We start from the raw sequence: 21898 nt of genomic DNA, 5'->3' as shown, positions 1-21898 counted from the left end.
ATATTCGCTGCATCCGCTCAGAACTCAGGTGAAGCGATGCAGGCGCAATTGATCGCGCTCGATTGGGGGACCAGCTCCCTTCGTGCTTATAAACTCGGCCCCGCAGGCGTGGTGCTGGAACAGCGCTCGCTGGCGTGGGGCATCATGCATTTGCCCAGCGAGCCGCGGGTTATCGCCGGTGTTCACTGCAGCGATGGCTTCGAGTTGGCGTTCGATGCAGCCTGCGGCGATTGGCTCGACGCCGCGCCCACCCTGCCGGTGATCGCCTGTGGCATGGTCGGCAGCGCCCAGGGCTGGAGCGAAGCGGCCTACCGCAACACCCCGGTCGACGTGGCGAGCCTGGGCCAGGCCCTGCACCGGGTACGCAGCTTGCGTGGGGTCGACGTGCATATCGTCCCAGGTGTGATCGAGCAGGTTGGCTTGCCCAACGTGATGCGCGGCGAAGAAACCCAGGTATTAGGCGTGCTGCAAGGGCTGGGCGTCGATGGGTTGATCGGCCTGCCCGGCAGCCATTCCAAATGGGTCGAAGTGGTCGAAGGCTGCATCACCCACTTCGACACCTTCATGACCGGCGAGCTGTTCGCGGTGCTGAGCAAGCACAGCATCCTCGGGCGCACCCAGCAACCTTGCGAGCATTTCCAGGCCGAAGCCTTTGACCGAGGCGTGCACGTGGCGCTGTCGACGGACGGCGAGCGCGGTGTGCTGTCGACCCTGTTCAGTGCACGCACCCTCGGGCTCACTGGCGCACTCGCCCCCGACCAGCAGCCCGACTACCTCTCCGGGCTGCTGATTGGCCATGAACTCGCCGGCTTGCCCGGCAGCGCAAAACACACGCCGATCGTCCTGGTCGGCGCCGCTCCTCTCTGCGCCCGTTATCAACGCGCCCTTGCCCTTTGCGGCTTTGCCCACGTCAGCCTGGCGCAGGAAGCCACCGAGCGTGGCCTGTGGCAACTGGCCGTAGCGGCCGGGCTCACTCAACCTGTATCGGAGGCCTGACATGCTCAAGCAAGCACTCGCGCAAAACGGTTTGATCGCCATCCTGCGCGGCATCCGCCCGGACGAAGCCGAGGCCGTTGGCCAGGTGCTGTACCAGGCCGGGTTTCGCGTGATCGAAGTTCCGCTGAATTCGCCTGACCCTTACACCAGCATCCGCACCCTGCGCGACAGCCTGCCCGCCGATTGCCTGATCGGTGCCGGTACGGTGTTGCTGCCTGAGCAGGTCGAGCAGGTGAAGGCGGCCGGTGGCCAGGTGATCGTAATGCCTCACAGCGATGCCAAGGTGTTGCGTGCCGCGAAAGCGGCGGGGCTGTTCCTGTCGCCGGGCGTGGCGACGCCGACCGAAGCCTTCGCCGCATTGGCCGAAGGCGCCGACGTATTGAAGCTGTTTCCGGCTGAGCAAATGGGCCCGGCGGTGATCAAGGCGTGGCTGGCGGTATTGCCGGCCGGCACCTTGCTGCTGCCGGTGGGCGGCATCACCCCGGACAACATGCAGGTGTTCATCGACGCCGGCGCCAAAGGTTTCGGGCTGGGTTCCGGGTTGTTCAAACCGGGTATGACAGTGGATCAGGTAGCGAGCCGCGCCCAGGCTTATGTCGCCGCCTGGAAAGCCCTGAGCTGACTTCAAGTTCCGCGCCCACAGGCGCCGCATCTATAAGAGAGATAACAGATGAAAATCACCAAACTGACGACCTTCATCGTCCCGCCGCGCTGGTGCTTCCTCAAGGTCGAGACCGACCAGGGCGTGACCGGCTGGGGTGAGCCCGTGGTCGAGGGCCGCGCCCACACCGTGGCAGCTGCCGTCGAAGAGCTGTCCGACTACCTGATCGGCAAAGACCCCCGCAATATCGAAGACATCTGGACCGTACTCTATCGTGGCGGCTTCTACCGGGGCGGTGCCGTGCACATGAGCGCCCTCGCCGGTATCGACCAGGCGCTGTGGGACATCAAGGGCAAGGCCCTCGGCGTTTCCGTCAGCGACCTGCTCGGTGGCCAGGTGCGCGACAAGATTCGCGTGTACTCGTGGATCGGCGGCGACCGCCCGGCCGACACCGCCCGCGCCGCCCAAGAGGCCGTGGCCCGTGGCTTCACGGCGGTAAAAATGAACGGCACCGAAGAACTGCAGTTCGTCGACAGCTTCGAAAAAGTCGACCTGGCCCTGGCCAACGTGGCCGCCGTGCGTGATGCCGTCGGCCCCAACGTCGGTATCGGCGTCGACTTCCATGGCCGGGTGCACAAACCCATGGCCAAGGTGCTGATGAAGGAGCTGGACCCGTACAAATTGATGTTTATCGAAGAGCCGGTGCTCAGCGAAAACTACGAAGCGTTGAAAGAACTGGCACCGCTGACCAGCACGCCGATTGCCCTGGGCGAACGCCTGTTTTCGCGCTGGGACTTCAAGCGCGTGCTCAGCGAAGGTTACGTCGACATCATTCAGCCGGATGCGTCCCACGCCGGTGGCATCACCGAAACCCGCAAGATCGCTAACATGGCCGAAGCCTACGACGTGGCCCTGGCCCTCCACTGCCCGCTGGGCCCGATTGCCTTGGCAGCCTGCCTGCAACTGGACGCGGTCTGCTACAACGCGTTTATCCAAGAGCAAAGCCTGGGCATTCACTACAACGAGAGCAATGACCTGCTCGACTATGTGAAAGATCCGCGAGTCTTCGACTACGACAAAGGCTTCGTGAAGATCCCTAACGGGCCGGGCCTGGGCATTGAGATCAACGAGGAATACGTGATCGAACGCGCGGCCATCGGCCACCGCTGGCGCAACCCGATCTGGCGCCACGCCGACGGCAGCTTCGCCGAGTGGTGATTTTCCTCTGAACAAACGCGGTTAGAGAATGTGGGAGGGGGCAAGCCCCCTCCCACATTTACCTCGTTTCTTCAGTCAGATCTGTCCTCAATAAACATAAGAAGAGGCATCCCCCATGCACCCTGAGTCCTTCACCGGGCAGGCTTCTCTCGTCACGCCTACCAGAAAGCGTTTTTTCATCATGGTGCTGCTGTTTATCACCGTGGTGATCAACTACCTCGACCGCAGCAACCTGTCGATCGCAGCGCCCGCGCTGACCAGTGAACTGGGCATCGACCCGGTGCACGTCGGGCTGATTTTCTCCGCGTTCGGCTGGACCTACGCCGCCATGCAAATCCCCGGCGGCTGGCTGGTGGACCGCGTGCCGCCGCGCATTCTCTACACCGCTGCGCTGCTGTTGTGGTCCATTGCCACCGTGATGCTCGGCTTCGCTGCCAGCTTTATCGCGCTGTTCGTGCTGCGTATGGCGGTGGGGGCGTTGGAAGCCCCGGCTTACCCGATCAACAGCCGTGTAGTCACCACGTGGTTTCCCGAGCGCGAGCGCGCCACGGCGATTGGCGTGTACACCTCCGGGCAGTTTGTCGGGCTGGCGTTTCTCACGCCGGTATTGGCTTGGCTGCAGCACGCATTTGGCTGGCACATGGTGTTTGTCGCCACGGGCGGCGTGGGCATCTTGTGGGCGGTGATCTGGTACGCGGTGTATCGCGAGCCCAAGGATTTCAAAGGCGCCAACGCCGCGGAGATCGAGCTGATCCGTGAAGGGGGCGGGCTGGTGGATATGCAGGCGAAAACGGTCAAGGCGCCGTTCAGCTGGGTCGACCTGGGCATCGTGTTGAGCAAGCGCAAACTCTGGGGCATCTACCTCGGTCAGTTCTGCCTGAACTCCACGCTCTGGTTCTTCCTGACCTGGTTCCCGACCTACCTGGTGAAATATCGCGGCATGGACTTCATCAAGTCCGGCCTGCTGGCGTCGTTGCCGTTTCTCGCGGCGTTTGTCGGCGTGCTGTGTTCCGGGGTGTTTTCCGACTGGCTGATTCGTCGCGGCGCGTCGGTGGGGTTTGCGCGCAAGTTGCCGATCATTGGCGGGTTGCTGATTTCCACGGCGATCATCGGCGCCAACTACGTGGACTCGACGGCGTGGGTGATTGCGTTCCTGGCGGTGGCGTTCTTCGGCAATGGCCTGGCCTCGATTACCTGGTCGCTGGTGTCGACACTGGCCCCCGCACGCTTGCTGGGATTGACCGGTGGCGTGTTCAACTTTATCGGCAACTTGGCGGCAATTACCACGCCGATTGTGATTGGCTTCCTGGCCAGTGGCGATTCGTTTGCGCCGGCGATCACTTATATCGCGGTGCTGGCGTTGCTGGGCGCGCTTTCCTATGTGTTGCTGGTCGGTAAGGTGGAGCGAATCGAGTTGTAGGAAAACGGGCGACCTTAGGGTCGCCCGTTGTGTGGGCTCAAGGCACTGACATCTCGTTACGGAACACATTCAGCGGGTCCCAGCGTTGCTTGGTGCGTCGCAGGCGGCTTTCGATAATGGTGTTGGGGAAGAAGATCCCATACCAGTTCGGGTTCTTGTCGTTGGCGGGGTTGCCACGGACGTAGGTCATGTCCAGGTCCGGATAGTTGATGTAACAGCCCTCGAACTCGGGGGCGTCCGGCGCTCCGGTGGCGAAGGCGTCGTAAAACAGCCCCCTTATCCAGTTGGCATTGGCCTGATCGGCTGCAGCACTAGGGTGGCGCCAGTAGCACTGCGGTTGCCACTTGAGGTACGAGGAGCGCTGTCCCGCCGACGTTTGCGCCAGTGTCGGGCCATCCATCGCGTTGATGCGTCCACCGAAGGACTGTATCTGGATCAGGCTTTGAGTCAGGTGACGGTCGGGATCGTCCCGCGTCAGGGTTTTCCAGATGGCCTCCAACACCTGCGGTGTGAAGCCGCCCTTCTGATAGGCGGACTTATAACGTCCCCGCTGATTGTCGCCGGATCCGTTCAGCGACTGGGTTGCGTACAGCCAGTCGAGGCGTCGGGCCGCTTCATGGGCGGAGTGCAGCGAGTTGACCGGGCGCCCCTGCTGAGTGTCTCGCGGCTGATGCACCACGTGGAACGGCAAGAGAGACTCCGTCGCCTCTACGCCCGCCGCTGCCAGCATACGGTTGACGAAGTCATCGAAGGGCGCAAGGTCATCGAGCCCTCCGTCTTCGTCGACATAATGGATGCCCAGCGTCACATTGCCGGTATTCAGATGGCGCATCTCCAGCTTCGTCGCCAGGCCCCAGGTCGATGGGGCGGCCTGATTGACCGCAAACCACGCCTGATAAGCGTGCAGCAGGCGTTCGAGTGCGGGTCGAGTGAGGGTCGACCAATCCCACTCCAGCGCCAGCCAGAGGACTTCCTTTGGCGCTTGGGGCAGTGTTTTGAAATAGTAGCTGGTGATGATGCCGAACTGCCCGCCACCGGCGCCGCAACACGCTGCGAACAGGTCAAGCTCGGCCGGGTCGGTGCTGTCCCGGGAGACATGCCTCGGTTCGAGGCCTGAACCCGTTGCGTTGGCGACCAATATATCCACGCCATCCAGCCAGTCACAGACCAGGCCGTACTTGCGTGACAGCAATCCGTAGCCGCCGCCGCATATGTGCCCACCCAGGCCAACTGAATAACAGGAGCCGCTGGGCAGCGCCATCTCGGCCATTTTGTACAAGGCGACGGTGGTCTCCCAGTTCTGGCAGCCAGCCTCCAAGCGGAATCTATAGCCGTACGGCAACCCTGGCACCAGCACAGAACCGATTTTTCCGGCGGCGTCGTAGGCTATTTTGTTCATTTGCCCGATATCGAGAATCGACAACTGCTCATCGGGGCTGTCGGGCATCTTGTTGGAGACAAATCCTTCGTAGCAATGGCCTCCGCTGCGCACCGTTATCCGGGCATTGGGGGCAGCCAGGGCTTGGGCGGCGGCATCGATAATGTCCTGGGGGCTGTAACACAGGTAAATCAGGTTGGCGCCGTTGGGCGATGATTCACCCTGCACATTGTCCAGTGGCCAGCGTGGGTTGAAGCCTTTTTGCAAGGTTGAGTGACGGCGGTCCAGATTGTTGACGAGGTCAAATGCCATGATGTGCTCCTGGGAGACAAAAATGGCTTCTGATGCAGCTAACTTAACGACCGATAGGCAGGTAATGCGTGGCTTTCAGGTGGTTAGACGGCAATAGGCAAGAAGCGCTGAGGGATGAACGTCATGTTCATCCCTCAGCCTAGCTGAGAAAACGGCGGCGTTAATTTAATACGCCGTCGAGAATCTCGTAGACGATGCCGGTGCCCACCGCGATCAACACCACGTCCGGCCCGGAACGGCGCCATTCATAACCTGGATACACCGGGAGGCGCGCCAGGGCACGGTTGTCCAGGCGCTCGCCGTAATAACCACGAGGCAACGGCTGGCCACGCACCAGGCGTACATTCGGCGGCGGCGGCGCGCCACGGGAGAACTGGCCGTGGTTGTCGTGGATGATCTGCCGAACCGGGCCAAAGTCCTGGGGTGGGCCGCCGCGACGGTTATCCGGCGGGCCGCGATGGTCGTCGCCACGTTGTTCGTGCTGGCCTTGCGGGCCGCCACGGTCTGGGCCGCCTTGGTCATAAGGCGCGGCCTGCACCAGGGCGCTGGCGCCAAGCACCAGCACGCCAAGGCCCGCAATCACGGATTTGGGCATTTTCATCGGGTATTCCTCAGGGCACACCTACAAAAAAGGGATCTCGAACACGGTTCGAAATCCCTTGGTCTTGCTGTTTAGGCCGTGCCCGAGCGGGTTGATTCCTCTGTATCAGGAACTTTACCTACTGGTTACGGAGCCTTTACTTACGAGCGTTACGAACGCCTTCCGACAGCGCCGCACACAGGCTCAACACGCCGTCGATGGCTTGCTGGTCGTTGCTGGCGTTGGCGATGTGATCGATCAGCGCCGAACCCACCACCACTCCGTCGGCCAGACGGGCGATGGCCGCCGCTTGTTCCGGCGTACGGATACCGAAGCCGATGCTGATCGGCAGGTCGGTATGACGACGCAGACGGGTCACGGCTTCCTCGACGTGTTCCAGGGTCGCGGCGCCGGCACCGGTCACGCCGGCCACCGACACGTAGTACACAAAGCCGGAGCTGCCGTTCAGGACTGTCGGCAAGCGCACATCGTCAGTGGTCGGCGTGGTCAGGCGGATAAAGTCGATGCCGGCGGCCTGAGTCGGGTCGCACAGCTCGCCGTTATGCTCAGGTGGCATGTCGACCACGATCAGGCCGTCGACCCCGGCTTCCTTGGCGTCAGCGATGAACGTAGGCACACCGTATTTATGGATCGGGTTGAAGTAGCCCATCAACACCAGCGGCGTGTCGTTGTTGTCCTTGCGGAACTCGCGAACCATTTGCAGGGTTTTCACCAGGTTCTGCTTGGCTTCCAGCGCGCGGATGTTGGCCAGCTGGATCGCCGGGCCGTCGGCCATTGGGTCGGTGAACGGCATGCCCAGTTCGATCACATCGGCGCCGGCGGCCGGCAAACCTTTGAGGATCGCCAGGGAGGTGTCATAGCCAGGATCGCCAGCAGTGACGAAGGTCACCAGGGCGGCGCGATTCTGTTCTTTCAGCTGCGCAAAGCGGGTTTGCAGGCGGCTCATCAGTGTTTCTCCTGCTTAGCGGTTTCCATATGGTGCATCACCGTCTGCATGTCTTTGTCGCCACGGCCCGAGAGGTTGACCACCATCAGGTGATCCTTCGGCAAGGTCGGTGCACGCTTGAACACTTCGGCCAGGGCGTGGGCGCTTTCCAGTGCAGGAATGATCCCTTCCAGGCGGCAGCATTTGTGGAACGCGTCCAGGGCTTCGTCGTCGGTCACCGAGGTGTACTGGACGCGGCCGATGTCATGCAACCAGGCGTGTTCAGGGCCGATGCCGGGGTAGTCCAGGCCTGCGGAAATAGAGTGGGCGTCGATGATCTGGCCGTCGTCGTCCTGCAACAGGAAGGTGCGGTTGCCGTGCAGCACGCCCGGTACGCCGCCGTTGAGGCTGGCGGCGTGCTTGCCGGTCTCGATGCCGTAGCCGGCCGCTTCAACGCCGATGATCTCGACGCTGGTGTCATCCAGGAACGGGTGGAACAGGCCCATGGCATTGGAACCGCCGCCGATGCACGCCACCAGGCTGTCCGGCAGGCGGCCTTCCTGGGCTTGCAACTGGTCGCGGGTTTCCTTGCCGATTACGGCCTGGAAGTCACGCACCATGGCAGGGTACGGGTGCGGGCCGGCCACGGTGCCGATCAGGTAGAACGTGTCGTCGACGTTGGTCACCCAGTCACGCAGGGCTTCGTTCATCGCATCTTTGAGGGTGCCGGTGCCGGCCACCACCGGGATCACTTCGGCGCCCAACAGCTTCATGCGGAACACGTTGGCTTGCTGGCGCTCGATGTCGGTGGTGCCCATGTAGATCACGCATTGCAGGCCAAAGCGAGCAGCCACGGTGGCAGTGGCCACGCCGTGCATGCCGGCGCCGGTCTCGGCGATGATGCGTTTTTTGCCCATGCGCCGTGCCAAAAGGATTTGGCCGATGCAGTTGTTAATCTTGTGCGCGCCGGTGTGGTTCAGCTCTTCGCGCTTGAGGTAGATCTTGGCGCCGCCGCAGAACTCGGTCAGCCGCTCGGCGAAATACAGCGGGCTTGGACGGCCGACGTAGTCGCGCTGGAAGTAGGCCAGTTCTTCTTTGAATGCCGGATCGTCCTTGGCCGCTTCGTATTCGCGGGCCAGGTCGAGGATCAACGGCATCAGGGTTTCAGCGACGTAACGGCCGCCGAACGCGCCAAACAGGCCGTTGGCGTCTGGGCCGTTGCGTAGATCGGTCTGGGACTGAGTCATGGGAGGCTCCAGGTAAGCATTCGTGTGAAAAGCAATGACGGCCACTCTACCTCTGACGTTCCACGCTGAAAACCGATAAGATCGCCGCAACCTGTCAGGAAAACTCACAAATGAGCCGAGACCTTCCGCCCCTTAACGCCTTGCGTGCCTTTGAAGCGACAGCGCGGCTCAATAGCGTCAGCCAGGCCGCCGAGCAATTGCACGTGACCCATGGCGCCGTCAGCCGTCAGTTGAAGGTGTTGGAAGAGCACTTGGGTATCAGCCTGTTCGTCAAGGATGGGCGTGGCCTTAAACTCACAGATTCCGGCGTGCGTTTGCGTGATGCCAGCGCCGAGGCGTTCGACCGGCTGCGAGATGTGTGCGCCGAGCTCACCCAAAGCAGCGCCGATGCACCGTTCGTGCTGGGTTGCTCGGGTAGCTTGCTGGCACGCTGGTTGATCCCGCGCCTGGGGCGCTTGAACGCCGACCTGCCGGATTTGCGCCTGCACCTCTCGGCGGGTGACGGTGACCTCGACCCCAGGCGGCCGGGTCTGGATGCCTTGCTGGTATTCGCAGAGCCGCCGTGGCCGGCGGATATGCAGGTGTATGAACTGGCCAGCGAGCGCATCGGGCCTGTGATGAGCCCACGGTATGCCGGCTACGAGCACTTGCGCCAGGCTCCCGCCCAGGCCTTGTGTGATGAAGCGTTATTGCACACCACCTCCCGCCCGCAAGCCTGGCCCAGTTGGGCGCAGCAACACGGCATCGCGCCCGGCGCACTGAAGCATGGCCAGGGGTTCGAGCATTTGTATTATTTGCTGGAGGCGGCGGTGGCGGGATTGGGGGTGGCGATTGCACCCGAGCCATTGGTGGCAGAGGACCTGCGAGCAGGTCGCCTAGTGGCGCCGTGGGGGTTCAGTGAAACCCCGGCGCACTTGGCGTTGTGGCTACCCAAGCGCGCCGCAGACGGGCGCGCTGGGCAACTGGCGCAGTGGCTCAAGGCTGAGCTGTTGCGCGAGCCGGTTTAGCCGGTAAACAATCAGTCACCACGTTTGCACAGCAGATAAGCAGCCAGCAGACCCAGTGCACCGACAGCGACGCCGGCTGTGGTCCATGGGTGCTCTTGTGCGTAATCCCGGGTGGCAACACCGGTTTCGCGGATTTTGACTTTGCTTTCTTCGTAGGCATCGCTGATCAGGTGACGGGAGTGCTTGAGGGCATTCTCGGCGTTGCTTTTCAGGGCCTTCAACGTTTTGCGCGACTCATCGGACGCATCGTCCTTGAGGCTCTCCAGAGACTTGAGCAGGCTCGAAATCTCGGCTTCCATGCTTTCCAGCGATGCTTTGCGTAAAGAAGTGTTAGCCATTTGGACTCTCCTGAAGTGATTGAGTGGCGTGTGTAGATACCGACTGCGGCCGTTTCAGAAAGTGCAGTAAATCTGAACTTTCAGGTAGGAACCGTCGCCTGAAGCAGTACGAACATTGACTGCTACGCTCACTAGAGACCTCAGGAGAAACGCCATGTCTGATCATCACACGTACAAGAAAGTCGAACTGGTGGGTTCATCGACGACCAGCATCGAGGACGCCATCAACAACGCAATCGCCGAAGCCAACAAGAGCATCAAGCACTTGGAGTGGTTTGAGGTGGCTGAAACCCGTGGCCACATCAAAGACGGCAAGGTTGCGCACTATCAGGTCACCCTCAAGGTGGGATTCCGAATTGCCAGTAGTTGATCGCATCGGTTGAACTTGCCGACTGGCCGATTGCCATAACCTGCGCTACAACCAATGGGTGCCGATGCCACGAGCGTCGGCACGCTCTTTTTGATCAGCGCAAGGAAAGTAACGGATGAAGAAGTTCCTGTTAGCGGTAGGTTTGTTGAGCATTGCCGGCACAGCCCTGGCGGCGGGCAAGCCTTGTGAAGAGCTGAAAAGCGAGATTGCAGCGAAAATCGACGCCAAGGGCGCTTCGGGTTATTCGCTGGAAGTGGTGGATAAAGGCGCTGCAGCCGATGGCTACACCGTAGTCGGCAGCTGCGAAGCCGGCACCAAGGAAATCGCCTACAAGCGCGGTTAACCTCGTGCTCCAGACATAAAACCGACGTACTTGTGGCGAGGGAGCTTGCTCCCGCTGGAGTGCGCAGCGCTCCGTTTTTTGGGGCCGCTACGCAGCCCAGCGGGAGCAAGCTCCCTCGCCACAAGTGCGTCGGTTTTTTTCGCCTGGGATTTAGCCTTTCATTACTTGCGCAAGCAGCTCGTAGGAATGAATCCGGTCAGCATGCTCGTACAGGTCGCTGGTAAAAATCAGCTCGTCGGCGCCGGTTTGCTCGATCAACACTTCCAGTTTGGCGCGGATCTTCGCTGGGCCACCGACCATCGCCAGGCCGAGGAAGCTGCCGACCGCCTCTTTTTCATGGGGCAACCACAGGCCATCCATGCTGTCGACCGGAGGGCGCTGCACCAGGCTCTGCCCGCGCATGAGCGCGAGAATGCGTTGGTACACGGAGGTCGCCAAGTAGTTCGCCTGTTCATCGTTGTCCGCCGCAACCAACGGAATGCCGAGCATCACGTAGGGCTTGTCCAGCACGGCCGAAGGCTTGAAGTGGTTGCGGTACACGCGGATCGCTTCATGCATCAGGCGCGGTGCGAAATGCGAGGCGAAGGCGTAAGGCAAACCGCGCTCACCGGCGAGCTGCGCACTGAATAGGCTGGAGCCCAGCAGCCACACCGGTACGTTGGTACCGGTGCCCGGCACGGCGATCACCCGTTGGTCAGGCGTACGTGGGCCGAGGTAGGCCATCAATTCGGCTACGTCGTCCGGGAAGTCATCGGCGCTGCCGGAGCGTTCACGGCGCAGGGCGCGGGCGGTCATCTGGTCGGAGCCGGGCGCGCGGCCCAGGCCCAGGTCGATACGGCCGGGGTAGAGACTTTCCAGGGTACCGAACTGTTCGGCAATCACCAGAGGCGCGTGGTTGGGCAGCATCACACCGCCGGAACCGACGCGAATGGTCGAAGTGCCACCGGCCAGGTAACCCAGCAACACCGAGGTGGCCGAGCTGGCGATGCCGTCCATGTTGTGGTGTTCAGCCACCCAGAAACGGTTGTAGCCGAACTTTTCCACGTGCTGGGCCAGGTCCAGTGAATTGCGCAGCGACTGCGCCGGACTGCCGTTGGCCCGCACGGGCACCAGGTCGAGGGTCGAGAACTTTACGTCGGACAGCGATTTCATAAGCCTGCTTCTCCAATGGGGGCGCAGGCTTCTTAGACGAACCAAAACCTGCCGCATCATGTGCATGTTCTATGCAATGAGGGCATATACCCGAGATTCAATAGCGAGCGTAGAAATTTCCTACTAAATCGCTAGGTTTCTCCGACAAGATGAACTTTGCCGGGCCGTCTATCCTCAGAACCCTTACTGACGCAAAACCACCGTTCGAGGAGACCGCTATGAGTATCGTTAAAAAAGCATCCGCGCATTGGGAAGGTGACCTGAAGACTGGCCTGGGTTCCATTTCCACGGAAACCGGCGTGCTGCGTGAAGCGCCCTACGGCTTCAAGGCCCGTTTCGAGGGCGGTAAGGGCACCAACCCGGAAGAATTGATCGGCGCAGCCCATGCCGGCTGTTTCTCCATGGCGTTTTCCATGATTCTTGGCGATGCCGGGCTCAAGGCTGACAGCATCGACACCCAGGCTGAAGTGACCCTGGACCAGGTTGAAGGTGGTTTTGCGATCACCGCCGTGCATTTGATCCTTAAGGCCAAGATTCCCGGCGCGAGCCAGGCGCAGTTCGATGAACTGAGCAAAAAGGCCAAGGAAGGGTGCCCGGTGTCGAAAGTGCTGAACGCGAAAATCAGCCTGGATGCCACCTTGGTTGGCTAACGCAGCAGGTCCAATGTGGGAGGGGCGGTGCGACGATTCGACTTGCCCCCGATAGCGGTGAAGCAGTCAACATCTCTGTTGCTGATCGACCGCCATCGGGGGCAAGTCGAATCGTCGCACCGCCCCTCCCACATTTAGTTCTGCGTTGGATCAGAACTCGTGTTTTGTAAGTGTGGTCCTATTACCATGCAGCCTTAGCCGCACACTCGTGCGCAATGCATTCAGGGAGCTTCAAACATGAAACGTTTTGCCTTGGCAATCATCTGCGGTGTATTGGCCACCTCGGCTGTGGCCGCACCCAAAGACTGCGAAGAGCTCAGGAAAGAGATCGAGGTCAAGATCCAGGCTAACGCGGTTCCGTCCTACACCCTGGAGATCGTCAGCAAGGAAGAAGCCGACAAGCACGACAGCGCCATGGTTGTCGGCAGCTGTGAGAACGGCACCAAGGCCATCGTCTACCAGAAGAACAACGACTGATCAGAGGCAGTTGACGCTGCGTTCTTCCGCGAGCAACTGACGCGCCGAGTCATACAACCGGATATTGGGTGTGAAGGCCAGCGAGCGCCCTTCCAGCACATAGCGCTGGCCGGCCTGGAAGTGATCGTATTCCAGGGTCATGAAGCAGGTGCGGTACATCATCTGGCTCAGCCCACCCAAACCGCCGCCCGCGGGGACTTCAAAGTCGAAACGCACCATCAGTTCATGATGGCCGGGCGGGAACTGGAAGAAACGCCCGTCATCCAGGTTCTTGCCGTCCAGACGCTGCGCCATTACCAGCTTGGACCCCGGCGTCGGCGTGGTGAAATCGACCCAGGCTTGCTGCGGGTCCACCGGCGGTACGGGCGTGGTGGTGCAGGCACTAAGGAACAGGGCGGCGACGGGAAACAAGAGCTGACGCATGGCAGGCACTCGACGCAAAGAGAGAATTGAGCCCGGCGCCGACGGCAGCAGACTTCCTATGAGTATAAACACTTCATGCGATGGAAAAATTCCGTGCGGGCGCGATAGTCTGGCGAGCAAATTACCCAGGAGCGGTAGGGGCATGGTCAGGCGTTTTCTTCCAGGGTTGATGGTTGTGCTGCTCAGCGGCTGCTCCAGTGTCAGTTATTACGGCCAGTTGGCCAGTGGTCAGTGGCAATTGCTACGCGCCCGGGAGCCGGTGGCGCAGGTGATTGCCGACCCTTCCCGCCCAGCGTTATTGCGCGAGCATCTGGCGCAATCGCAAAAGGCGCGCACGTTCGCCAGTGAACACCTGCACCTGCCCGACAACCAGAGTTACAGGTTGTATGCCGACATCGGCCGGCCCTATGTGGTCTGGAACGTCTTCGCCACGCAGGAGTTTTCCCTGTCACCCGAAACTCATTGCTTCCCCATCGCCGGCTGTGTGGCCTATCGCGGTTACTACAACCAGGGCGCGGCGCGTGGCGAAGCCGCGTTGTTGAAGCAGCAGGGCATGGATGTGTCGATCGGTGGCGTCGAGGCCTATCCCACCTTGGGCTGGTTCAACGACCCGATCATGAATTCAATGATGAACTGGGGCGATGAGCGCCTGGCCACGCTGATCTTCCATGAGCTGGCGCACCAGCGTTTCTATGTGAAGGATGACACCGAGTTCAACGAGTCGTTTGCCAATTTTGTCGAGCAGGAGGGTACGCGCCAGTGGCGTGCTGCACGCGGTTTGGCAGCGGATAGCCTATCGACGTCGAAGCAGCGTGATCAATTTATCCAGTTAGTCCTCGATACCCGTCAACGTTTGGAAAAGCTCTACGCCCAACCGTTGGCAGCTGATGCGATGCGTCAGGCCAAGGCGGATCAGTTCGAGCGTTTGCGCGCCGAATATCGGCACATGCGCGATCACCAGTGGGGCGGGGATAAGCGTTATGACGCTTGGGTCAATCAGCCCATGAACAATGCGCGGCTGTTGCCGTTTGGGCTGTATGACCAGTGGGTGCCAGCGTTTGCGGCGTTGTTTGCGCGGGAAGGTGGGGATTGGGTGAGGTTTTATGCGGCGGTGGAGAAGCTGGGTGGGTTGCCGGTGGGGCAGCGCAAGGCGGCGTTGAGGCAGTTGGAAGGGGGTGGTCTTTAGGGCCTCATCGGGGGCAAGCCCCCTCCCACATTTGAACGGCGTATACAGATCAACTGTGGGAGGGGGCTTGCCCCCGATGAGGCCCTAAAGACCGCTGCAAAAACGCCTGATGCATCTGTGCCAGCGTCTCGAAATGCCAAGTCGGCGCCTCGGCATTCAACTCTTCAAAACTGCCAAACCCATACCCCACCGCCGCCGAATCCAGCCCATTGCTGCGCGCACCGATCAGGTCATGCTTGCGGTCACCAATCATCAGGGTGGTGCTCGGGTCCAGGCCTTCTTCGCTGATCAAATGCGCGATCAGCTCGACCTTATTGGTACGCGTGCCGTCCAATTCGCTGCCGTAGATCACCTTGAAGTGCTTGGCGAAATCGAAATGCCGGGCGATCTCGCGGGCAAATATCCACGGCTTGGACGTCGCCACATAGAGCTGGCGGCCCTGGCTGCCCAGGTCTTCCAACAGCGGCATCACGCCGTCGAATACCCGGTTTTCATACAGGCCGGTGACCTTGAAGCGCTCGCGATAGAAATTCACCGCTTCCCAGGCCTTGGCCTCGTCGAAGTCGTAGAACTGCATGAAGGCTTGCAGCAACGGCGGGCCAATGAAGTGTTCCAGTTTGCTCAGGTCCGGCTCGTCGATACCCAGCTTGCCGAGGGCGTACTGGATCGAGCGGGTGATGCCCTCGCGCGGGTCGGTGAGGGTGCCGTCCAGGTCGAACAGCACGGTTTGGTAAGGCAGGCTCATCGGTCGAATCCTTCAGCCAGGTGCAAGTCTTTGAGCTTCACGTAGTTCGCGGCGCTGTAGGTGAAAAAGGCGCGTTCCTTGTCAGTCAGTGGGCGGACCTGTTTAACCGGGCTGCCGACATACAAAAAACCGCTTTCGAGTTGCTTGCCCGGCGGCACCAGGCTGCCGGCGCCGATGATCACGTCGTCCTCAACCACGGCGCCGTCCATCACGATGCTGCCCATGCCGATCAGGATGCGGCTGCCCACGGTGCAGCCATGCAGCATGACTTTGTGGGCGATAGTGACGTCGTCGCCGATCAACAGCGGGAAACCGTCCGGGTTGAAGGGGCCTGCATGGGTGATGTGCAGCACGCAGCCGTCCTGCACGCTGGTACGCGCACCGATGCGGATGCGGTGCATGTCGCCACGGATCACGGTCAGTGGCCAGACCGAGCTGTCGGCGCCGATTTCGACATCGCCGATCACCACCGCCGAAATATCGACAAAAGCCCCGGCGCCCAGGGCCGGCGTGTGGTTCTGATAGGTGCGAAGGGTCACGATAGCCTCTCTCTCTTCTGCTGATAGCTGCGGTGGACGTTGATTGTAATTAAGATGGCCCCATCTTTGTTCTTACCTGTTTCTTCAGCCAAGGTGCCAACCGTGAGCGCGAACAACCCTCTTCTGCAGTCCTACGACCTGCCGCCGTTCTCGGCGATCCGTGCCGAGCACGTCCAGCCGGCCATCGAACAGATCCTCGCCGACAACCGCGTTGCCATCGAAGGCATCCTGCAAAGCCAGGGTAAAAACCCGACGTGGGCCGGCCTGGTCCTGGCCATGGATGAACTGAACGACCGCCTGGGCGCCGCCTGGAGCCCGGTCAGCCACCTTAATGCCGTGTGCAACAGTGCCGAACTGCGCGAAGCCTATGAAGGCTGCCTGCCGGCGTTGAGCGCCTACTCCACCGAGATGGGCCAGAACCGTGCGCTGTTCCAGGCCTTTGAAGCCCTGGCCAACAGCCCGGAAGCCGCCGGTTTCGACGTGGCGCAAAAAACCATCTTGGAACATTCTCTGCGCGACTTCCGCTTGTCGGGTATCGATTTGCCGCCCGAGCAGCAAAAACGCTACGCCGAAGTGCAAAGCAAACTGTCCGAGCTGGGCAGTAAGTTTTCCAACCAGTTGCTGGACGCCACCCAGGCCTGGACCAAACACGTGACCGATGAGGCCACCCTCGCCGGCCTGACCGACTCAGCCAAGGCGCAGATGGCTGCTGCTGCCCAGGCCAAAGGTCTCGACGGCTGGCTGATCACCCTGGAGTTCCCGAGCTACTACGCGGTGATGACCTACGCCCAGGACCGCGCCCTGCGTGAAGAAGTCTACGCGGCCTACTGCACCCGTGCGTCGGACCAAGGCCCGAATGCCGGTCAGCATGATAACGGCCCGGTGATGGAACAGATCCTCGACCTGCGTCAGGAGCTGGCTCAGTTGCTGGGTTACGCGTCGTTCTCGGAACTGAGCCTGGCCACCAAAATGGCTGAGTCCAGCGACCAGGTGCTGAGTTTCCTGCGTGACCTGGCCAAGCGCAGCAAGCCGTTTGCCGCCCAGGACTTGCAACAGCTCAAGGCTTACGCCGCCGAACAAGGCTGCGCCGACCTGCAAAGCTGGGACAGTGGTTTCTACGGCGAAAAACTCCGTGAACAACGCTACAGCGTGTCTCAGGAAGCCCTGCGCGCTTACTTCCCGATCGACAAAGTGCTCGGCGGCCTGTTTGCCATCGTGCAGCGTCTGTACGGCATTGAGATCGCCGAGCAGAAAGGCTTCGACACCTGGCACCCGGATGTCCGCCTGTTTGAAATCAAGGAAAACGGCCAGCACGTCGGCCGCTTCTTCTTCGACCTGTACGCCCGCGCCAACAAGCGCGGCGGTGCCTGGATGGACGGCGCCCGCGACCGTCGCCGCACGATTGACGGCGTGCTGCAAAGCCCGGTGGCCAACCTGGTGTGCAACTTCACCCCGGCCGACAGCGGCAAGCCAGCCCTGCTGACCCACGATGAAGTCACCACGCTGTTCCACGAGTTCGGCCACGGCTTGCATCACCTGTTGACCCGTGTTGAACACGCTGGTGTGTCCGGCATCAACGGTGTGGCCTGGGATGCGGTGGAGTTGCCGAGCCAGTTCATGGAGAACTGGTGCTGGGAGCCGGAGGGCCTGGCGCTGATCTCCGGTCACTATGAAACCGGTGAGCCACTGCCCCAGGACCTGCTGGAAAAAATGCTCGCAGCCAAGAACTTCCAGTCCGGCCTGATGATGGTGCGCCAGCTGGAATTCTCGCTGTTCGACTTCGAACTGCATGCCACCCACGGTGACGGCCGCAGCGTGGCGCAAGTGCTCGAAGGCGTGCGCGATGAGGTGTCGGTGATGCGTCCGCCGGCCTACAACCGCTTCCCCAACAGCTTTGCGCACATCTTCGCCGGGGGGTACGCCGCGGGTTACTACAGCTACAAGTGGGCCGAAGTGCTGTCGGCGGATGCCTTCTCCAAGTTCGAGGAAGACGGCGTGCTCAATGCCGAAACCGGCCGTGCGTTCCGCGAAGCCATCCTGGCACGTGGCGGTTCCCAGGCACCGATGGTGCTGTTCGTCGACTTCCGCGGACGGGCGCCATCGATTGACGCACTCTTGCGCCACAGCGGCCTGAGTGAGGACGCGGCAGCATGAGCGAAGGGCCTGTGATTACCAAAAAGCAATTTATCGCCGGGGCGGTCTGCCCGGCGTGCAGTGAGCCGGACAAGCTGAAGATGTGGACTGAGGACAACGTACCGCATCGCGAGTGTGTGGCCTGCGGGTATACAGACACCCTCAATGACCAGGGGCTGTCGGTGCCCAAGGAGTTGGGGACGCGGGTGAATACCTCGGCGCTGAAAGCGCCTGCGGACCCTAAGGTGCAGGCGGTGCAGTTTTTCCCCAACCCGAAGCTCAAGAAAGAGTAACGTCGGGTGCCCGCTCCCTGTGGGAGCGGGCTTGCCTGCACCGCGGGCACGTCCGGCGCTCACAGCACGTGCACTACGGTACTTTTTCGTCCTTGCCCGTTGTCGTGATCCAATCTTTCATCGAACACAGCGCAAACGCACTGGTGCTGCAATCGCCACTCGCCAACGCCGTGCGCAACTTGTCGACATCGGCGCGCATCATGTAGCGAACGCCGTCCTTGAAGCCATTACTGGTGCCGAAACCGCCCAAGGTCATTTCGTTCAAGGCATCTTCTTTGCTCCATCCCTGGATCACCACCCGATACATCGCCGCCATCAGGCCGGTACGGTCAGAGCCGTGCTTGCAATGCATCAGCACAGGGCCGTTGGCCTCGGCTTCCCGGATGGCTCTCAGTGCCGCCAGCACGTCGGAGTCATCTACGTGGTTGGTGCGATAACTCAGCTGTACCTGTCGGATGTTGGGGGACTTGAGCCAGTCGGCATCGGATTCCGGTAGGAAATTGATCACGGTGCCAATCTTCAGTTTTTCCAGCAGAGGCGCCGCGTTGCCGTCCGGTAGCGCGCTGCGGTAGAGCGTGGGCGTCATCTGGTGAAGGTTGTATTGGTTGCCCACAGGCTGCGCCCATTCGGCTGAACGGATGGACGTGGGCTCGTCGGCGTGGGCGTAAGCGCTGGTGAAGAGTGCCATGAGCGCGAGGCCCACACCCGACAACCATTGATTCTTGAGCATCTGTGACATGACCGGGCAGAAGGGTGGAGAGGGTGCTCAGCTTCGTCTGCCGGGGGTCAATGAGGCGTGAGGTGCTCGTCAAAGAATCGTGAATCCCTCAGTCTTTAGTCGCTGAAACGATTCTCTACATCCTTAGCCTGCTATCATTTGTAACTATTGATTGCCGCTGCGTTCTATCTCCTTGGATCTTTTGGATCCAACTCGCTGCTCAAAAACACCAAGCCACTCCCAGAAGCGGCTGATAAACCCGTGACCACATGATGAGGTGCCACCATGTCTGATCAAGATCAAGACAACCCCCGGCGTGACTTTTTGCGCAAATCCTTGACCTTGATCCCGGTGGTCACGGTTGCCAGCACCGGCCTTGGCGGTTCGATGCTGATGGCGACGCCTGAACCCGTCCAGGCTGCGCCTGCCAAGCCTGTGGCTGACGAAAAAGCCTACGAGCCGACTTACTTCACGGCCGAGGAGTGGGCGTTTATCAACGCCGCCGTCGAGCGTTTGATCCCCGCTGACGCCCAAGGCCCGGGTGCCCTGGAAGCCGGTGTGCCGGAATACATCGACCGCCAGATGAATACGCCGTATGCCAGCGGAGCCCTGTGGTTCATGCAAGGCCCTTTCAACGCCGATGCGCCGCCGGAAATGGGTTGGCAGAGCAAATTGGTCCCCAAGGAGATCTACCGCTTGGGTATTGCCGCGACGGATGCCTGGTCGAAGGCGTTCAACGGTAAGGTTTTTGCTGCGCAAGACAGCGCTACCCGAGACGATATGTTGCGCCGCCTGGAGGCTGGCGGTGGCGAAGTTGCTGCGCATTTCGAGGCGGTGCCGTCGAAGATGTTCTTCAACCTGTTGCTGCAAAACACCAAGGAAGGGTTCTTCTGCGACCCGATTCACGGTGGCAACAAAGGCATGGTCGGCTGGACCATGATCGGCTTCCCCGGCGCCCGCGCCGATTTCATGGACTGGGTGGAACGCAACGAGCAGTACCCCTTTCCGGCCGTTTCAATCCGTGGCGAGAGGGCATAAGCGTGGCGACCATCATGAAGAAAGTGGATGCAGTGATCGTAGGCTTCGGCTGGACCGGCGCGATCATGGCCAAGGAACTGACGGAAGCGGGCCTCAACGTGGTCGCGCTGGAGCGCGGCCCGATGCAGGACACTTACCCGGACGGCAACTATCCCCAGGTCATCGACGAATTGACCTACAGCGTGCGTAAGAAACTCTTCCAGGACATCTCCAAAGAGACGGTGACCATTCGCCACAGCGTGAATGACGTTGCCCTGCCTAACCGTCAGTTAGGTGCGTTTTTGCCGGGCAATGGCGTGGGGGGCGCGGGCCTGCACTGGTCGGGCGTGCATTTCCGGGTCGACCCGATCGAGCTGCGTATGCGCAGCCATTACGAAGAGCGCTACGGCAAGCAGTTCATTCCCAAGGACATGACCATCCAGGACTTCGGCGTCAGCTATGAAGAGCTGGAGCCGTTTTTCGACTACGCGGAAAAAGTCTTCGGCACCTCCGGCCAAGCCTGGACCGTGAAAGGTCAGCGAGTAGGCGAAGGCCGTGGCGGCAACCCGTATGCACCGGATCGCTCCAACCCGTTCCCACTGGAAGCGCAGAAGAACACCGTCTCCGCACAGCTGTTTCAGAAAGCGGCCGCCAGCGTGGGTTACAAACCCTACAACCTGCCGTCAGCCAATACATCGGGGCCTTACACCAACCCCTACGGCGCGCAGATGGGCCCGTGCAACTTCTGTGGCTTCTGCAGTGGCTACGTGTGCTACATGTATTCCAAGGCTTCGCCGAACGTGAACATCCTGCCGGCGCTGCGCCAGGTGCCGAACTTTGAGCTGCGGCCCAATTCCCACGTGCTCAAGGTCAACCTCGACAGCACCAAGAGCAAGGCCACCGGCGTGACGTATATCGACGCCCAGGGCCGCGAATGCGAGCAGCCGGCCGATCTGGTGATTCTCGGTGCCTTCCAGTTTCACAACGTGCGCTTGATGCTGTTGTCGGGCATCGGCAAGCCCTACGACCCGATTACCAATGAGGGCGTGGTGGGCAGGAACTTCGCCTACCAGAACATGGCGACCATCAAGGCGTTCTTCGACAAGGACACCCACACCAACAACTTCATCGGTGCGGGCGGTAATGGCGTGGCCATCGATGACTTCAACGCCGATAACTTCGACCACGGGCCTCACGGCTTCGTGGGCGGTTCGCCGATGTGGGTCAACCAGGCCGGCAGCCGACCGATTGCCGGCACCTCCAACCCGCCGGGTACCCCGGCCTGGGGCAGCGCGTGGAAGCGCGCCACCGCCGATTACTACACCCACCAAGTGTCGATGGATGCCCATGGCGCCCATCAATCCTACCGGGGCAACTACTTGGATCTGGACCCGGTTTACCGCGATGCCTACGGCCTGCCGCTGCTGCGGATGACGTTCGACTGGCAGGAAAACGACATCAAGATGAACCGCTTCATGGTCGAGAAAATGGGCAAGGTCGCCGAGGCGATGAACCCCAAGGCGATTGCCGTGCTTGGCAAAAAGGTTGGTGAACACTTCAACACCGCGTCCTACCAGACCACCCACCTCAATGGCGGTGCGATCATGGGCACCGACCCGAAAACCAGTGCGTTGAACCGGTACCTGCAGTGCTGGGATGTACACAACGTGTTTGTCCCAGGCGCCTCCGCGTTCCCACAAGGCTTGGGCTACAACCCCACCGGCCTGGTGGCGGCGCTGACCTATTGGTCGGCCCGGGCGATCCGCGAGCAGTACCTGAAAAACCCCGGCCCACTGGTTCAGGCATAAG

The 21898-nt window shown here is 61.0% G+C and carries 24 protein-coding genes; 14 read left to right on the top strand and 10 right to left on the bottom strand.

Annotation, left to right across the window (positions count from 1 at the left end; translation table 11 throughout):
* Positions 1-36: 36 nt before the first annotated feature.
* From AO064_RS09775 to AO064_RS09760, 4 genes are all read left to right on the top strand, one after another.
* Complete coding sequence (locus AO064_RS09775; protein ID WP_012721477.1) at positions 37-996, top strand: 2-dehydro-3-deoxygalactonokinase; 960 nt, start codon at positions 37-39, stop codon at positions 994-996.
* A gap of 1 nt (position 997) precedes the next feature.
* On the top strand, positions 998-1618 hold the full coding sequence (locus AO064_RS09770; RefSeq protein ID WP_046035868.1) for a 2-dehydro-3-deoxy-6-phosphogalactonate aldolase: 621 nt from the start codon (positions 998-1000) through the stop codon (positions 1616-1618).
* 48 nt (positions 1619-1666) lie between these two features.
* Positions 1667-2815 (top strand): galactonate dehydratase, encoded by a 1149-nt coding sequence (dgoD, locus tag AO064_RS09765; protein WP_012721479.1) that lies wholly within the window; start codon positions 1667-1669, stop codon positions 2813-2815.
* Positions 2816-2930: 115 nt separating this feature from the next.
* Positions 2931-4235 (top strand): MFS transporter, encoded by a 1305-nt coding sequence (locus AO064_RS09760; RefSeq protein ID WP_064053160.1) that lies wholly within the window; start codon positions 2931-2933, stop codon positions 4233-4235.
* Between the two features lie 37 nt (positions 4236-4272).
* Here AO064_RS09760 and AO064_RS09755 read toward each other — a convergent pair whose 3' ends face one another.
* The 4 genes from AO064_RS09755 to trpB form a co-directional block, all read right to left on the bottom strand.
* Positions 4273-5925, bottom strand: coding sequence for an FAD-binding oxidoreductase (locus AO064_RS09755; protein ID WP_064053159.1), 1653 nt, complete (start codon positions 5923-5925; stop codon positions 4273-4275).
* Positions 5926-6085: 160 nt separating this feature from the next.
* Positions 6086-6526, bottom strand: coding sequence for an anti-virulence regulator CigR family protein (locus AO064_RS09750; protein WP_012721481.1), 441 nt, complete (start codon positions 6524-6526; stop codon positions 6086-6088).
* Positions 6527-6662: 136 nt separating this feature from the next.
* Entirely contained in the window at positions 6663-7472 is an 810-nt protein-coding gene (gene trpA, locus AO064_RS09745; protein WP_064053158.1) for a tryptophan synthase subunit alpha, read from the bottom strand.
* Complete coding sequence (trpB, locus tag AO064_RS09740; RefSeq protein ID WP_012721483.1) at positions 7472-8698, bottom strand: tryptophan synthase subunit beta; 1227 nt, start codon at positions 8696-8698, stop codon at positions 7472-7474. The genes trpA and trpB overlap by 1 nt, the downstream gene beginning before the upstream one ends.
* Positions 8699-8808: 110 nt before the next feature.
* Between trpB and AO064_RS09735 the strand changes: the two genes are divergently transcribed.
* Positions 8809-9705, top strand: a complete 897-nt coding sequence (locus tag AO064_RS09735) for a LysR family transcriptional regulator (RefSeq protein ID WP_012721484.1) — start codon at positions 8809-8811, stop codon at positions 9703-9705.
* Between the two features lie 11 nt (positions 9706-9716).
* Here the strand turns inward: AO064_RS09735 and AO064_RS09730 are convergent, their stop codons facing one another.
* Complete coding sequence (locus tag AO064_RS09730; protein ID WP_003170746.1) at positions 9717-10043, bottom strand: ElaB/YgaM/YqjD family protein; 327 nt, start codon at positions 10041-10043, stop codon at positions 9717-9719.
* A gap of 154 nt (positions 10044-10197) precedes the next feature.
* Between AO064_RS09730 and AO064_RS09725 the strand changes: the two genes are divergently transcribed.
* Together AO064_RS09725 and AO064_RS09720 are read left to right on the top strand one after the other, a co-directional pair.
* Positions 10198-10413 carry a dodecin gene (locus AO064_RS09725; protein WP_012721485.1) on the top strand — a complete coding sequence of 72 codons (216 nt, stop codon included), beginning with the start codon at positions 10198-10200 and terminating at the stop codon, positions 10411-10413.
* A 115-nt stretch (positions 10414-10528) separates the two neighbouring features.
* Positions 10529-10756, top strand: coding sequence for a DUF1161 domain-containing protein (locus AO064_RS09720; protein WP_012721486.1), 228 nt, complete (start codon positions 10529-10531; stop codon positions 10754-10756).
* Positions 10757-10906: 150 nt separating this feature from the next.
* Here the strand turns inward: AO064_RS09720 and AO064_RS09715 are convergent, their stop codons facing one another.
* The gene (locus AO064_RS09715) at positions 10907-11908 is read right to left on the bottom strand and encodes an LLM class flavin-dependent oxidoreductase (RefSeq protein WP_064053157.1); all 1002 of its coding nucleotides are present in this window, start codon (positions 11906-11908) and stop codon (positions 10907-10909) included.
* Between the two features lie 218 nt (positions 11909-12126).
* On the opposite strand from AO064_RS09715, the gene AO064_RS09710 reads away from it, so the two are divergent.
* Both AO064_RS09710 and AO064_RS09705 read left to right on the top strand, forming a co-directional pair.
* Positions 12127-12558 (top strand): OsmC family protein, encoded by a 432-nt coding sequence (locus AO064_RS09710; RefSeq protein ID WP_012721488.1) that lies wholly within the window; start codon positions 12127-12129, stop codon positions 12556-12558.
* Between the two features lie 237 nt (positions 12559-12795).
* The gene (locus AO064_RS09705; protein WP_010207769.1) at positions 12796-13035 is read left to right on the top strand and encodes a DUF1161 domain-containing protein; all 240 of its coding nucleotides are present in this window, start codon (positions 12796-12798) and stop codon (positions 13033-13035) included.
* Here the strand turns inward: AO064_RS09705 and AO064_RS09700 are convergent, their stop codons facing one another.
* Positions 13036-13458, bottom strand: a complete 423-nt coding sequence (locus AO064_RS09700) for a PA0061/PA0062 family lipoprotein (protein ID WP_046035872.1) — start codon at positions 13456-13458, stop codon at positions 13036-13038.
* Positions 13459-13600: 142 nt separating this feature from the next.
* Between AO064_RS09700 and AO064_RS09695 the strand changes: the two genes are divergently transcribed.
* On the top strand, positions 13601-14644 hold the full coding sequence (locus tag AO064_RS09695) for an aminopeptidase (protein WP_064053156.1): 1044 nt from the start codon (positions 13601-13603) through the stop codon (positions 14642-14644).
* Positions 14645-14693: 49 nt separating this feature from the next.
* Here AO064_RS09695 and AO064_RS09690 read toward each other — a convergent pair whose 3' ends face one another.
* Both AO064_RS09690 and AO064_RS09685 read right to left on the bottom strand, forming a co-directional pair.
* Positions 14694-15389: an HAD family hydrolase gene (locus AO064_RS09690; RefSeq protein WP_064053155.1), complete on the bottom strand. Its 696-nt coding sequence runs from the start codon at positions 15387-15389 to the stop codon at positions 14694-14696.
* The gene (locus AO064_RS09685; RefSeq protein WP_064053154.1) at positions 15386-15928 is read right to left on the bottom strand and encodes a gamma carbonic anhydrase family protein; all 543 of its coding nucleotides are present in this window, start codon (positions 15926-15928) and stop codon (positions 15386-15388) included. Before AO064_RS09685 ends, AO064_RS09690 begins: the two co-directional genes overlap by 4 nt.
* Positions 15929-16030: 102 nt before the next feature.
* On the opposite strand from AO064_RS09685, the gene prlC reads away from it, so the two are divergent.
* Together prlC and AO064_RS09675 are read left to right on the top strand one after the other, a co-directional pair.
* Positions 16031-18082, top strand: coding sequence for an oligopeptidase A (gene prlC, locus AO064_RS09680; RefSeq protein ID WP_043204597.1), 2052 nt, complete (start codon positions 16031-16033; stop codon positions 18080-18082).
* Complete coding sequence (locus tag AO064_RS09675) at positions 18079-18354, top strand: YheV family putative zinc ribbon protein (protein WP_012721494.1); 276 nt, start codon at positions 18079-18081, stop codon at positions 18352-18354. The genes prlC and AO064_RS09675 overlap by 4 nt, the downstream gene beginning before the upstream one ends.
* Before the next feature lie 73 nt (positions 18355-18427).
* Here AO064_RS09675 and AO064_RS09670 read toward each other — a convergent pair whose 3' ends face one another.
* A complete protein-coding gene (locus AO064_RS09670) occupies positions 18428-19084 on the bottom strand; it encodes a phosphatase domain-containing protein (RefSeq protein ID WP_064053277.1) in 657 nt (218 codons plus the stop codon).
* Positions 19085-19357: 273 nt separating this feature from the next.
* Between AO064_RS09670 and AO064_RS09665 the strand changes: the two genes are divergently transcribed.
* Complete coding sequence (locus tag AO064_RS09665; RefSeq protein WP_064053153.1) at positions 19358-20110, top strand: gluconate 2-dehydrogenase subunit 3 family protein; 753 nt, start codon at positions 19358-19360, stop codon at positions 20108-20110.
* Between the two features lie 2 nt (positions 20111-20112).
* Entirely contained in the window at positions 20113-21897 is a 1785-nt protein-coding gene (locus AO064_RS09660) for a GMC family oxidoreductase (protein WP_012721497.1), read from the top strand.
* Position 21898 lies beyond the last annotated feature (1 nt).

The sequence above is a fragment of the Pseudomonas marginalis genome (assembly GCF_001645105.1).
Taxonomy (GTDB): domain Bacteria; phylum Pseudomonadota; class Gammaproteobacteria; order Pseudomonadales; family Pseudomonadaceae; genus Aquipseudomonas; species Aquipseudomonas petroselini.
Note: the sequence above shows the minus strand (reverse complement) of the source record. Positions and strands in the feature narration are given on the sequence as shown.